Here is a 13,864-nt window from a genome sequence, read left to right on the forward strand (position 1 = left end):
ATATTATCCTTTCTCGTCGTATATGCCGCCCACTGGCCACATATCTAGCTGATTTCGTTCCCGAAGGAAAATGTCTGTTTTCCCTTCTGTGACCTCTAGTTCCGGACGATGCGTCGTGACATCGATGACCGGCTTACGAGCAGTGTAACGAACATTCACTTCAGCCGGTGTGAAATTAATTTTAACCCGGTCCAAACTCCGAGGAATGAAGCCCATCGTCGTCACTTCTGCTGGAGGCGTATCGTTCATCTTCGCAATCCGCGCGATGACCTCGCCTTTTTGCTCGATCCGCATCAATTGATCTCCTTCACTCGCGACGCGTCCCGTTCCTTCACGTACCATTTGTTGACCAAGATCCGCATACCGTCTGACGGATTCGAATGCTGGGATTCGTCCCATCTCGATCCAAGCTTGCGACGAATCGATTTCGAGACGAGCCGCTACAGTTTCAATCGTTAGCTCCCCTTGCGGTTGTTCAATCGAAAGATCAGCCGGACGTTGCGTTTGCCGCATCTCAAGTGGTGTCGTCTGCATACCGATTTTAGCAGAGGTCTGTCGCATCTCTAAGTGAGGAAGATTCATCCCGGTTCACTCCTTATCGAAGAAAATCAAGTAACGATGGTTGGATGATGCGTGCTCCGGCACTGAGTGCAGCACGGTGCAACGTTTCATGTGACTTCAGTTCCATAATGACCTGTTCGGTTTCGATGTCTTCGTTATCAGACATGACCGTTTTTGCGATGATTTCTTGATCTTCTAAGCGCGACGCATTTAGTTCTAGTCGATTCACGCGTGCCCCTAAATCCGAACGTACTTCGACCGTTTTGTTCAACATCGCTGTTAAGTCTTTCAACATGCCGGATAATTCAGTTCCGTTATTCGTGCTACTGCCAGGACTTCCATCTGCTTTTGTACCACCGAGTGCATTAAATAACTTCTTTAGCGTCGTGAACGTATCTTTTCCAAACACACCACCGTCACCACCATCTGTAGGTGTGACGTTGACTTGTACCTTGATTCCTGAAGACACTTCATACTCGATCTTTCCGTCACTTGTTCCGAGGGTTTCTGTAAAAATCTTATCAACGTCTGCGGTATTTACAGTGTCTTTTAAAAATGCTTTCAGTTCTTCCATATTGATGAACGGTTGATCCGTTTGTGTACCGTTAAAGATTTGCTTCTCGTTATATTTCGTATTCGCCAGTGTCCCGATGTGTTCAATCAACTGTCCAACTTCGCTTTGGATGGCTTTCCGCTGTGTGCCATCATACGTATCGTTTGCTGCTTGTGTCGTCAATTCGTTGATCCGGCGCATGGCAGACGTCACTTCATCTAAAGCAGAATCGGTTAGGTCCATCCAGCCTGTCGCTTCATCGACATTTTTCTTGAACTGATCGACTTCCCGGACTTCTGTCCGGTACCGGATCCCCTGCATTGCAACGACTGGATCTTGAGACGGCTTTTGAATTTTTTTACCGCTAATTAGTTGTTCTTGTAACGTACTTAGTTTTTGGTAACTCGAAGATAAATGACCAATATTCGTCTTCGTCAGCATCGTTTGTGTGACCCGCATGTCCTCATTCCTTCCTTATCAGCGACCGACTAATCCCATACCGTTAATGATTTTATCGAGCATTTCATCGACCGTCGTGATGTTTCGCGCCGCTGCGTTATATGCATGCTGGTACTGAATCATCATCGTCATCTCTTCGTCGAGTGAGACTGCTGAGACTGACATTCGGCGTTGATCGGCATTCTCCATCAAAACACTAGCATTTTTTCCTAGGTCAATCGTTTGGCTTGTCGCTACCCCCATGTCACCGATGATCGATTGATAGAACGAACCGATCGGAGCACTTAAATCACTCAATGATGTTGTTTTGATGTTGGCTAAGATCAATGCCCCAGAACCATCCCCGATATTTCCGTCTCGTGAACTCATAATGTTCGAAAGGTCTTTCCAAATCGTATCTCCGACTGAAATCGTTCCGGCCTTGACCGTTCCACCATCTGAAGCAACAAAAAATTCATTTGTCCCATACGTATTGCTGACAGTTCCAGAAGCATCCTTGGATTTAATGAAGTTTTTTGAATGAGCATCATTAAATTCCTTCGCAAAAGCAGCAGCCATCTTATCTAGATTATCGAGCATCTTAGGATATTCACCTGTCAGTGTCGTTTCACCATCTCTTTGGTAACCGTGCATTTGTAATAAAGCCCAAAGTTTACCGTTTGAAAAGCTATTTGATGCTGTGAATAAAACTGGTCCTGTTGTAGTGTTGTATCCAGTGATTGCTTTTGTCGTAGGATCCGTCGTGAATTCGATCGAACGTGCTTTTGTATCCGTCTTCATATTGACGACCTCAGAGGTGACCCCGCCAGGCATGATCAGCTTGACGTTTACACGACCTTCCGCAATCTTCGCCGCATTCCCCATGTTGCCTGAGATGATGTCCGATGCATCGATTGATTCCTTTTCGAAATCTACATATGTCGATAATTCATCGAAGTAACGATCACGTTCATCGTATAAGTCGTTTGGCAAGACGCCAATCGGTTCAATTTCGTGAATTTGTGTATTGACGTTATAGATTTTCTGAAGGAGATCATTTACTTTTTTCGTCGAGACGTCTAGTTCATTCTTTAAGTCCCCTTGTACCTTCGTCAAAGAAGTCGCTAAGTAGTTGAATGTCTTTGACACGGTATCCGCTTGCTGCCGAACGACGCTTCGCGCTCCCGAGTCTTGCGGGTTCTTTGACAATCCTTGTAACGATGCCCAAAAACTATCGAGTGTTTTCGCGAGCCCCGTTTCAGACGGTTCGTTGATGATATCTTCCATTCGCCCGAATGCTGCTGCTTTCGTTGAATAGTACGCATACTTCGTCGATTCATCGCGATATTGTTTATCGACCATTACGTCACGTAATCGCTCGACGAGTTCTCCACGGACACCGGTTCCGAATTGAACGTTTTTTCCGCCGCCTAGGGAGACCGAAAGTTGTTCCGTTGTCGCTTGGACGAGACGCTGTCTTGAAAATCCTGCTGTTCCGGCATTTGATACGTTATTTCCTGTCGCTTGTAACGCCCATTGACTCGTCGTCAGCGCACGACGTCCCGTTTCAAGCCCCATGAATGTTGAACCCATTCGACTTCCTCCTTATGCATTTCGATTGAAGTGTGTCCGGTCAAACGTCGATTGACCATATGTAAAGTCATCCGCTTCCGGTACGAGCAATTGCAAATGCCATTCGATGTAATGTAACGATTGTTCCAATAACTCTGCGTTCAGCGCATTCGCTTTTCGCAGTTGCCCCATCGTCGCTAAGAGAGCACGAAGCGTTTCGACATCTTCAGGGTGTGACGCGATCCACTCCGTCATCGTCACGGTTCCCATGTATTCGATGCGTTCTTGCTCTAATGTCGCGATGCGTTTTAGCAAAACGGGTTCTTCCTTGACGATTTTCGAAAGGCGACTCATGTCGTTTTGAATCAATGCCTCTTTTTTCGAGAGTGCGAGCGCTAGTAACGCTTCATGCGCCTCCGTCAACTGTCGGATGATTTCCATATCGTGTTTGCTCCTTTTATCATGAGTCCGACTACTTTACTACCTTGCTATCGTTTCATATAAAAAGCGACCCGCGCATCCGTGCCCCGAGTCGCTTCTAATGTCAGTTTCATTCACCTTATTACAAGTTCAAGAAACGTTCCGCGATTTTATTCGCATCCGGTTTATAGGTTCCATCCTGAATGGCTTGTTTAAGGGAGGCAATTTTATCTGCCCGCGATGAAGTCGTTCCTTCGAAGCGCACGCGTGCTTCTTTTGAAATCGTCACTTCGTCTGTTCGATTCATTCGTTTTGTTTCGGTTCCTTCTACGGGTTGATTTCTTTCATACGTCTTGGGCATGTTCACCCATTTAGTCGAATCAATTCGCATGTGAACACCTGCTTTCTAGATTACGAGATTCTTGATTTAAGTTCGATACGTTCTCGGTTTCGAAGGGTCCACAGAATCTTGCATCGCTTGGGCGAGGTCACGTCGCAATTTTTCACGACAGTCAGCACAAATCGTCCCTTCATGAGAGGGTTTTCCGCAACTCTCACACGTGATTTCCATTTGAGAAATCTCAGAAATCAACAAGCGCCCTTCCTTGATATAACGAAAGACGGTCTCGCGTTTGACTCCTGTTTGTATCTCGACATCATTCGGTGAAGTTCGGACTTTCCGCCGCTCTCGCAAGAATTCGCGTACCTTTTCGAAATTCAGATGATCTTGACGCATACACGTCGGACAAAGATCAGAAGATTGTTTCATGAAAATTTTCCCACAAGATTTGCAGTTTACTACATCCATTTCCTTCACCTCATTCAGAGTATCGGCAGGAATGACGAAATATTAAATACTCCGAAATAAAGTTACTGCAGAAATTTCACTTGCGCCCGCTTCCTTGAGACGCACCATCGCTTGCCGGAGTGTTATTCCTGTTGTGTAGACATCGTCGACCAGCAAGATATTTTTCCCTGCAACTTCTTTCGTGACATGAAATGGATTCGATCGTTTAAGACGTTCTTCTCTTGATTTCCTACTCTGTGGTGTCCCTTCGTCGCGCTTTAATGCTAAGGTGACCTTCCCATTCATTCGTCTAGCGATTTCTTCTGCTTGATTGAATTTTCGCTCAGACAAGCGGTCACGGCTAAGCGGAATCGGAACGATCCATCCTCTTCTCATTTTTACCTTCTTCAACTCATCAGTAAACATCCGAATTAGGACAGTATCTCCTAAAAATTTATAACGATGCATGAATGCCTTCGCTTCCTCATTGTAAAGATACATCGTACGGGTATGAAGTGGTAAACCGAGATTTTGCCATCGTCGACAGTCCTGACAGAGATCGATACCTGGTTTGCCACAGTCCACACATCCACCACTTTTTACAAATTTCATTTTACAGGGATTACAAATGTTTTGGCTAGTCCACATATTACTCAGTTCCCAGTTAGGTATAAAGTCATGCTGACAGCATAAACACTTCATGAAGTCGTCCATCGATTCGCTTTTTGAATCTGATGGATGGCATAAAATAGGGCATCCGACCGATCATTGGCGAAAAATGAAATATCCCCGTCCGGGTAAGCCGCATCTCGTCCGACACGACCACTGATTTGAATCAAGGCTTTCGTACTAAACCCTTGATCAGCATCCAGGACGGCCACTTGTACGTTAGAAATCGTCACGCCACGCTCTAAAATCGTCGTCGTGAGCAAAATACCGTTCGTCGTACGAAATGCTTGGATTTTCTCAATGCGGTCCGGATCTTCCGCGTGGACGGTCGTCACATCAATACCGACTTCTTTCAATCGTGTTTGCCATGCTTCGAGCGCTGCGATTCGGGGGACGAACACGAGACGCGGTTGCTGTTCATACTGATGCAACCACTCAACGATCGACTGCATCGTAAACGGTGACTTCAATCGGGGAACCGGTAAAGGATGTCCATGATAACGCCGCATTAATCGTACTGTCGGATAGCGACGATGCCACATCGATGGCGTCGCACTTAATAAAATCAACGCTGCTTTTTGCGTCATCGCCCGTTTGACGTATCGATGTAGCGTCCAGTTCATATGAAACGGAAAGGCATCGACTTCATCTAATAAGACGACATCAAAACAAGACCGGTAATGAATCAGTTGATGTGTCGTGCTGACCGTGATTTCACCTAAGAGAAGACGATCCGCTGATCCACCATATAAAGATACGACGTGAGCAGTCGGAAATGCCTGTTTGATATGATGCGTCAATTCACGGACGACATCCGCACGTGGCGCCGTCACAAGAACACGCTTTCCGTTCGCCAATGCTCTTTCGATACCGGGGAAGAACATCGGTGTCTTCCCTGCTCCACAAACCGCGTGAACTAGCAACCTTCCACCACGGAGAATCGTCTGTTCAATTGTCCGCGCGACAGTCGTTTGAGCAGGTGTCAAACGAATCGGTTGATGCTGTGCTGGATGTACCGGATCGAGCGGACGGGTATCCGTAATGAGCTGATCACATGTGCGCAACTTCCCATAAGCAATGCATCGTCGACAATAATAGCAACGTTTTCCGCACGTGCAAGGGCCTTTGACCGGAAAGGCTCCACACCGCTGACACGTAAACGTCACGGCTGGAATGAGTTGATGCGTCGACAATCGGGTTTCCATCTGTTTTGCTGAAATCCATCTCCCGCGTATATCCATTGCTTCACTTCCTTCGTTTCCCATTTGCTTCATCTTGACGGACGAATGGGAAAATCGACAACGTATGCTGTATAAGAGATGTATGGATGGAATACGCGGTTTCTCAAAAAATAGTTTTGCTATCTCATATATCTGGACAAGAAAAAACACATTGACGATAGAGTCCGTCAATGTGTTTTCATCTTATTTTTTGTACCATGTGATACCGATCGCACCCGGTCCGAGGTGTGTACCGATGACTGGACCAAATACACTCATCTCGATTTGCGCATTTGGAAACTTCGTCTGTAAGGACGCAATCTCCTGTTCTGCTTTCGTAGAATCTTCTGCATGAATGACGCCGATCGTATACCCGGTTCCGTCTCCCTCGATATCTTCGTGCATCATCTCTTCGATTCGGTTGACGGCTCGCTTGAACGTTCGAATTTTTTCGAACGGAACGATTTTTCCGTCAACGAAATGAAGAACGGGTTTAATCTTTAAGAACGAACCGACGAATGCTTGCGCGACACTGAGACGACCTCCGCGTTGGAGGTGTTCGAGATCATCCACGACAAAATACGCACGAATGCGTTCTTTTAGTTCCTCTAAATGATGGACGATCGTTTCCGCCGTGGCTCCTGCATCTCGCAAACGAACCGCTTCTTGGACGAGAAACGCTTGCGGCATACAGGAAATACGTGAGTCGATAGGATGGACGTTCACATGATCAATCATCATATTGATCGTGTGCAACGCTTGATATGTCCCACTGATCCCGCTTGAAAGGGTGATGCCAATGATATCCGTTCCTTCTGGCAGTTGTTCAAACGTCGCAACGAGATCTCCAATATTCGGCTGTGAAGTTGTCGGAAGGCTACCCGTCCGAATCCGTTCATAAAAATCAGCAACCGAGATATCAAATCCTTCCCGATAAGCCTCCCCTTCAAAGATGACGCTAAGCGGTGCGACGTGCACTTGATGTTCTTCACAATACGTTGTTGGCAGATAGGCAGTGCTATCCGTTACGATCACAATCTGACTCATCCGTGATTTCCTCGCTTTTATAGTTCCGTCGTGACGTATACTTTCATACGTCACAATCGTTTATAAGTGTAGCACTTCTGAGTGGATAAAAAAAGGAAGATGGGAGTCCTGCTCCCGTCTTCCTATCCGTTCATACGACGACGACCCATCCACGGCGAATCGCTTCGACGACCGCACCGGTGCGGTCTGGAACGTTCATTTTCCGAAGAATCGAAGATACGTGGTTTTTAACTGTCTTTTCACTGATATATAATGTATCGCTAATCGCACGGTTCGAGAATCCATCTGCCAGTAGCTGCAAAACTTCACATTCACGCCGTGTCAATACGTGCAGTGGTGCTTCAGCCACCTGACGTTCAACGGGTTGTGACGCCATCGTTTGTTTCATCTTCATGAGACGTCTGTATTCCTGAAGTAGATTTGGTGTCACTTTCGGGTGTACATATCCACCTTCACGATAGACGGAACGAATCGCGTTGACGAGTTCATCCGTCGCCATCTCCTTCAATAAATATCCGACGGCTCCCGCTCCTAAGGCGTGCATGACATATGTCTCATCATCATGGATCGATAAGATGATGACCCGAACTTCCGGGTGTACTTCCATTAAACGTTTCGTTGCATCGACACCGTTGACTTGTGGCATATTGATATCCATCAATACGATGTCTGGTTGGTGTGCTTCGACGAGAGGAATGACATCTACGCCGCTCTCTCCTTCCGCTACGACTACGAACTCTTCCTCGAAGTCAAGAATTCGTTTTACTCCCTCACGGAATAACTGATGATCGTCAATGATGACTACTTTCACTTGCTCGTTGTTCACAGTGTTTCCCCTCTCGCTTCGGATTCCTCGATCGGAATCTTTACCTTGATGACCGTCCCGCCCCCAGGGTACGTTTCGACCTCGAATTCTCCATCGATCAATTCAATGCGTTCACGCATCCCGATCAATCCAAACGACTCGTCATGTGAGTCGACGATCGAGTCGAAGTCGAATCCGACTCCGTTATCCTTTACGTGAATGCGAATGGAATGTTGATATTGTTCTATGATAATACGAATGTCCTTTGCATTGGAATGCTTCACGGCATTTTGGACAGCTTCTTGAACGATCCGGAAGACCGCGACCTCATAGGTGGAGTCAATCCGTTCGCCACCGCCTAGATATTTAAATTGAATCTCAATATTCGAAATTTCTTGCATATGTCGTAAATACCGCTCAAGCGTCGGGACGAAACCAAGATCGTCCAACGTCATTGGACGGAGATCATAAATAATGCGACGAATGTCCGCTAATCCGTCTCGAATCAAGACACGAAGACGATGAATTTCCTCAAAAGCAGCTTCTGCTCCATTGTGTTGATGAATTTTTTCAATCAGATCCGCCCGAATTAATACGTGCGCCAATGTCTGCGCTGGACCATCATGCATTTCGCGAGATAACCGCCGTCGTTCGTTTTCAGCAGATTGAAAAACTTTTAAGCCCATTTCCTGTTTTTGCATCGCTTTTTCGTACTTCTCATTCATGACTTGCATATCGTCCGTCAAAAAATTCAAGACAACGGATACACGTCCAATCAGCATATCCGCTCGTTCGATTGTTTCGTCTAACTGAATGAGACGACGTTCCAACTCATCACGCCGCTTCCGGCAATTCATCTCATCCCGTTGATTGATAAACGACTCCAGTTGTAGTGAGTTCGCTGTTTCATAGGCTTTCCGAACATCTTGCTCCGAATAGTTTTCGAAATTTTTGCTGACGATGACTAGTCGTGTCTTGGCATCCTTAATATGACGTTCTAGTCGCTCTGCTTCTTTTATATAATCATGGACACGAACTTTCAAGTCGCGCAATTCTTGCTGGATTTCAGCATATTGCTCTCTCGAATCCTCCGTGATCCGAACGATTTCTTCGCGACTTTCCTCTACGACACCAATGATGTTTTGTACGATATCATTCAACGACAGTCGCTCCTTCATTTCATGCGTCATCGTGACTCCCTCCGGTCCTTACCACTCAAATGGTTGTCTCTCTCTCTGAACGTCGTTATGCTAGAAAGAACTAGTCAACGAGGAGGACATTAATAGTATGACATTATCTCATTATTATACAGTAAAAGAAAACGGTTTCCACGAAATCATTATTCAAAAGTCTCGATTCATTACATATATTTCTCGCATTTCTTCCGAAACAGAGGCACAAGACTTCATTGCGCAGATTAAAAAGAAGCATCATGATGCAAATCATAACTGTTCTGCGTATGTCATCGGGGAACAAAATCAAATCCAAAAAGCGAGTGATGATGGTGAACCTAGCGGAACAGCAGGAGTCCCGATGCTTGAAGTACTGAAAAAAAGAGATTTACGCGATACCGTTGTTGTGGTCACACGTTATTTTGGCGGCATTAAGCTTGGTGGCGGTGGATTAATTCGTGCCTATGGCTCAAGCGTCTCGGAAGCATTGAATGCAATCGGCGTTGTTGAACGGATTCAGCATCAAGTGGTAGAAGTGCACATTGACTATACGTGGCTTGGAAAAATTGAGAATGAACTTCGATCAAGCATTCATCCGATTGATCAGATTCATTATTTGGATCAAGTTCAAGTCGATGTCTTAGTCAAAACGGCAGATGTTCCTACCTTTATTGAATGGATGACAGATCTGACGAATGCGCAAGCCCACTTCCAAGAAGGTGCTTTTCGCTACCTCGAACGTGACATTCTTTCCTGACCTGCTATACTGATTGTAAAGATTCCGAAAGTTTTTTAATAATTCTGTTAAGTAAGGAGTACTTGAAATGGATGAACCGATACGATCACGGTCAAAGAAAAAAAAGAAGCGTTCTTGGTTCAAGCGTCTTGTTTTTTTATTTTTGATCATTTTAGTAACTGGCGGTGCAGCATTCGCTTACGTCGCCAACAAGACTCTTCAAACGGCTAATGAGACAAAAGTCGACTTAGCACGTGGAGACAAGTCAGAAAAACGTGAAGCGGCAGTCGACTTGACGAAGGACCATTTCTCCGTCTTGCTTGTCGGAACGGATGAACGTCCCGGAGACACTTCTTCTCGCGCTGATACGATGATCATCGCCACATTCAATAAAACAGATCAAACCGTAGACATGGTCAGCATCCCTCGAGATTCTCTCGTACAAATCCCTTCTGTCGGATATGAAGATAAAATCAACCATTCGTATGCTTATGGAGGAATTGATTCAACGATTGAGACAGTCGAAACGTTGTTTGATATTCCTGTAGACTATTACGCCTCCATCAACTTTAATGGTGTCGTTGCTATCGTCGATGCGCTTGGCGGTATTGATGTCGACGTCAAACTACCGATCGACACACTCGACTCTTCCGATAAACGAAACAGTATCAAACTCGAACCTGGTCAGCAGACACTCAATGGGGAAGAAGCGTTGGCCTACGCCAGAATGCGTTATGAAGACCCTGAGGGTGATATCGGACGTACAAAACGCCAGCAACAAATCGTACAAGCGATTATCGAACAGTCGACTTCCTTCGGTTCGATCACGAAACTCAATGACTTGATGGATGCTACAGGCGATAACTTCAAAACGAATATGTCACTAACGGAAGCCTTCCAGCTACAACCGTTCGTCAAATCACTCGGATCCATTAATCGTATTGATTTAACGGGATCAGATACGAAAATCAATGGCGTCTATTACTATCAAATCGATCCACTTTCACTTGCCGAAGCTAAAACAACATTAAAAGAACAGCTCAATTTACCTGCTGATGACGCTACTGACATGACGACATCAGAAGAGGCGACGGATGATACGACGACTACGATCAACTGATCATGCAGCTTTGCTAGAACTTCAACGTCTTGCTTATCGAATCGAAGCGCGTCTACTGGAAACAGTAGACTTTCCACCTTTATCGGAAACGATCGATGACATCGAAGCGGAGCAACCGAACGGGTTCGTTTATCTCTTGCATGATAGCGTAGTCGGTGCGATCACATATGTTGATGGAACGATCACGCGCCTCGTTGTGAATCCGGAATATTTTCGCCAAGGCATCGCCCAATCCTTACTGCACCACCTGCTTCAGCATGATCACGTGAAGCATGTCATGACAGGTGCGCGTAATCTTCCTGCCCTTACGCTCTACGCTCGTTTTGGCTTTACGGAAGTCCAACGTGAGTGGCGCCACGATATCGAGCTTGTCTTTTTGACTCGAATTTAAAGCTTCATTAAGCGAAAACAAAGAAGCAGCAGACGCATGTCTGCTGCTTCTTTGTGCGGTTTAAAAGAATAGGAATCCGAGAACGGCTCCAATCAACACGATTCGTAACGGCGACTGTTTATAAAAACGAAGTAAACAGAACAAACCGAAGGCAATCAAGAAATCAAGACCACTCTTGATGCTTGACGTAAAGATTGGATCATAAAGAGCGGCAAGCAAGATACCAACGACGGCAGCATTGACGCCCATCAAGATCCGACCGACCGATTGATTCTTCCGAATACGATCCCAGTACGGTAAAACACCGATGACGAGTAGGAATCCTGGTAGGAAGATCGCGAGCGTCGCAAGAATTCCTCCAGAAACACCAGAAACGATCGTACCGAGATACGTCGCGAACGTAAAGAGTGGTCCTGGTACCGCTTGTGCAGCGGCGTAACCAGCAAGGAACGTATCCGTGTTCATCAATCCAGGTACGAGTGTCTGCTCAAGGAATGGCAAGACGACATGTCCGCCACCAAAGACGAGGGCACCGGCACTGTACATAATACTCGTCAGTTGGACGGTTCCCGTCGTTGCTTGAGCGAGAAACGGTGTGACGGCAAGTAAGACGAAGAATAAGACGAGTGCCGTGATGCTAAGTAGGCGTGGTACGCGAATCGACAAGGACCCACCCGTCTCCGTCTCTTCTTTAAACCAGAAGAACGCAAGAAGACCTGCGAGCAACAAGACACCGACTTGTGCCAGTGGATGTGCGATCAAGAGTACGCCTGCTAGCGCCAGTAGCATCAACGTCATCCGTTTGACGCCTGTCGCAAGTTTCATTCCCATGCCAAGGACGGCGTCAGCAACGATTGCAACCGCAACGAGTTTCAAGCCATGAATGAATCCGGCTTCTGCGACATCGAACTGTGTCGCAAGAATCGCGAACAGAATCAAGGCGATACTCGACGGTAACGTAAAGCCGACGAAGGAAATGATCGCCCCTGCTACCCCTCCACGGATCAAACCGATTCCCATTCCGACCTGACTCGAAGCGGGACCCGGGAGGAATTGACAGAGCGCAACTAAGTCAGCATATGCTTTCTCATCAATCCATTTTTTCCGTTTGACATATTCTTCATAAAAATACCCGAGATGGGCGACCGGACCTCCGAACGACGTCAGTCCGAGCTTGAACGATACAAGAAAGATTTCAATTAAACGATGCATGTTTCACCTCCATCCTTCATTCTACATAAAAGATGTTAAGTTCTTGTGAACTTCAACGGTTTTTCTTTCCATAAGTCCCTTTTCGCCACAATTTCTCCATGGGACCTTGTGGATGAGACTGGAGATATCTGTTTGAAGCAACACCTTGTGCGATCAAAAGCAGGAAAACGAGTAACAGTCCTTGCCATAACGGTGTCGTTCCATGTTGTCCACTGAAGAAGACGAACACGGTAAAGACGACTGTATGCATCAAATAATTCGTCAATGCCATCCGTCCCAGTCCAGCAAACCATTGCATGCGTCCAGCACGAACGAGTAGCGCAACGGCACAAGCATAGGTGATCGCAAGCGTGCGTCCTGAGAGCCAGACGTAAAATAGATTGATGGATCCGTCTGGTACGTCAGCATGCGCCTGTATGATTCCTGCAAATGATGGAAGTGTCAGGAGTAAACTAATTCCAAGCGTCCACCACAGGAAACGATTCGTCGGTGGCGCTGCGCTGAAGCGTTCCATCAAATAGGCTCCAATCAAGAACAGGGATAAAATTTCTGGCCAAATGACACCAGAATTCATGAGGGCTTCCGGTAATTGAACTGTCGCGTGATGTGATAAAAATCCGGGGAGATCGCGCGATGCGACGAACGACTGAAGTGTCTTATCTAGCTCGACGACGGGAGTGTCGCCCAATTGACGAGCCCCAAAGAAAATAAGTAGGTAGAGCAAAAGGGCATAGATTTGAAATGCTGCCGCAAACAAAAGCTTCGTGATTGGCTTTGTTTTTATAAATAACAATAAGATAAAACCGGTCAACGCATACGTATGTAAAATATCTCCCTGCCAAATACATAAGTGTAGTAGTCCAATGACGAGAAGAATCCCGAGACGTCGTGCAAAAATTGTCTTCGGTAATCCTTTTTGCTGCAAACGCTGGATGAACAGATAAAAACCTGCTCCAAACAAGACACTAAACAGCGTATAGAATTTTGTCTGGATGAAGAGGTCAAACACCAAACGAATCGCTTGATCGACGTCTCCCATCATCGCATTCGGTCGATCGCCAAGAAAACTTGGCATGTTGACAAATAGAATGCCACATAAAGCAAATCCCCTCAAAATATCCAAGTACTGAATGCGTTCATTTTTATTTATTTCTTGCATTT

General features: G+C 46.1%; 16 protein-coding genes. 3 read left to right on the forward strand and 13 right to left on the reverse strand.

Annotated elements, in window-relative coordinates; translation table 11 throughout:
• Positions 1–3 precede the first annotated feature (3 nt).
• From ASF99_RS12325 to ASF99_RS12375, 11 genes are all read right to left on the reverse strand, one after another.
• Entirely contained in the window at positions 4–582 is a 579-nt protein-coding gene (locus ASF99_RS12325) for a DUF6470 family protein (protein WP_023469289.1), read from the reverse strand.
• Between the two features lie 13 nt (positions 583–595).
• Positions 596–1,573: a flagellar hook-associated protein FlgL gene (gene flgL, locus ASF99_RS12330; RefSeq protein ID WP_035396201.1), complete on the reverse strand. Its 978-nt coding sequence runs from the start codon at positions 1,571–1,573 to the stop codon at positions 596–598.
• Between the two features lie 18 nt (positions 1,574–1,591).
• Entirely contained in the window at positions 1,592–3,145 is a 1,554-nt protein-coding gene (gene flgK, locus ASF99_RS12335; RefSeq protein ID WP_055969021.1) for a flagellar hook-associated protein FlgK, read from the reverse strand.
• A gap of 12 nt (positions 3,146–3,157) precedes the next feature.
• Positions 3,158–3,565 (reverse strand): flagellar protein FlgN, encoded by a 408-nt coding sequence (locus tag ASF99_RS12340; RefSeq protein WP_055969024.1) that lies wholly within the window; start codon positions 3,563–3,565, stop codon positions 3,158–3,160.
• Positions 3,566–3,686: 121 nt separating this feature from the next.
• Positions 3,687–3,935 (reverse strand): flagellar biosynthesis anti-sigma factor FlgM, encoded by a 249-nt coding sequence (flgM, locus tag ASF99_RS12345; protein ID WP_023469293.1) that lies wholly within the window; start codon positions 3,933–3,935, stop codon positions 3,687–3,689.
• Between the two features lie 36 nt (positions 3,936–3,971).
• Positions 3,972–4,313, reverse strand: a complete 342-nt coding sequence (locus ASF99_RS12350) for a hypothetical protein (protein ID WP_083639939.1) — start codon at positions 4,311–4,313, stop codon at positions 3,972–3,974.
• 81 nt (positions 4,314–4,394) lie between these two features.
• Positions 4,395–4,916 (reverse strand): ComF family protein, encoded by a 522-nt coding sequence (locus ASF99_RS12355; RefSeq protein ID WP_235515939.1) that lies wholly within the window; start codon positions 4,914–4,916, stop codon positions 4,395–4,397.
• Positions 4,917–5,029: 113 nt separating this feature from the next.
• Positions 5,030–6,241 carry a helicase-related protein gene (locus ASF99_RS12360; protein ID WP_162236810.1) on the reverse strand — a complete coding sequence of 404 codons (1,212 nt, stop codon included), beginning with the start codon at positions 6,239–6,241 and terminating at the stop codon, positions 5,030–5,032.
• 183 nt (positions 6,242–6,424) lie between these two features.
• Positions 6,425–7,267: a DegV family protein gene (locus ASF99_RS12365; RefSeq protein ID WP_023469297.1), complete on the reverse strand. Its 843-nt coding sequence runs from the start codon at positions 7,265–7,267 to the stop codon at positions 6,425–6,427.
• A gap of 130 nt (positions 7,268–7,397) precedes the next feature.
• Positions 7,398–8,093, reverse strand: a complete 696-nt coding sequence (locus tag ASF99_RS12370) for a response regulator (protein ID WP_023469298.1) — start codon at positions 8,091–8,093, stop codon at positions 7,398–7,400.
• Positions 8,090–9,262, reverse strand: a complete 1,173-nt coding sequence (locus ASF99_RS12375) for a sensor histidine kinase (protein WP_023469299.1) — start codon at positions 9,260–9,262, stop codon at positions 8,090–8,092. The genes ASF99_RS12370 and ASF99_RS12375 overlap by 4 nt, the downstream gene beginning before the upstream one ends.
• Before the next feature lie 97 nt (positions 9,263–9,359).
• On the opposite strand from ASF99_RS12375, the gene ASF99_RS12380 reads away from it, so the two are divergent.
• The 3 genes from ASF99_RS12380 to ASF99_RS12390 all read left to right on the forward strand — a co-directional run bounded on the left by ASF99_RS12380 (position 9,360) and on the right by ASF99_RS12390 (position 11,491).
• Positions 9,360–10,001, forward strand: a complete 642-nt coding sequence (locus ASF99_RS12380) for a YigZ family protein (protein ID WP_023469300.1) — start codon at positions 9,360–9,362, stop codon at positions 9,999–10,001.
• A 67-nt stretch (positions 10,002–10,068) separates the two neighbouring features.
• Positions 10,069–11,100: an LCP family protein gene (locus ASF99_RS12385; RefSeq protein WP_023469301.1), complete on the forward strand. Its 1,032-nt coding sequence runs from the start codon at positions 10,069–10,071 to the stop codon at positions 11,098–11,100.
• Positions 11,075–11,491, forward strand: a complete 417-nt coding sequence (locus ASF99_RS12390; RefSeq protein ID WP_023469302.1) for a GNAT family N-acetyltransferase — start codon at positions 11,075–11,077, stop codon at positions 11,489–11,491. Before ASF99_RS12385 ends, ASF99_RS12390 begins: the two co-directional genes overlap by 26 nt.
• 60 nt (positions 11,492–11,551) lie before the next feature.
• Here ASF99_RS12390 and chrA read toward each other — a convergent pair whose 3' ends face one another.
• Positions 11,552–12,703: a chromate efflux transporter gene (chrA, locus tag ASF99_RS12395; RefSeq protein WP_055969033.1), complete on the reverse strand. Its 1,152-nt coding sequence runs from the start codon at positions 12,701–12,703 to the stop codon at positions 11,552–11,554.
• Positions 12,704–12,755: 52 nt separating this feature from the next.
• Complete coding sequence (locus ASF99_RS12400) at positions 12,756–13,862, reverse strand: DUF418 domain-containing protein (RefSeq protein ID WP_055969036.1); 1,107 nt, start codon at positions 13,860–13,862, stop codon at positions 12,756–12,758.
• Positions 13,863–13,864 lie beyond the last annotated feature (2 nt).

The organism is Exiguobacterium sp. Leaf187, assembly GCF_001423925.1.
GTDB classification, from domain to species: domain Bacteria; phylum Bacillota; class Bacilli; order Exiguobacteriales; family Exiguobacteriaceae; genus Exiguobacterium_A; species Exiguobacterium_A indicum.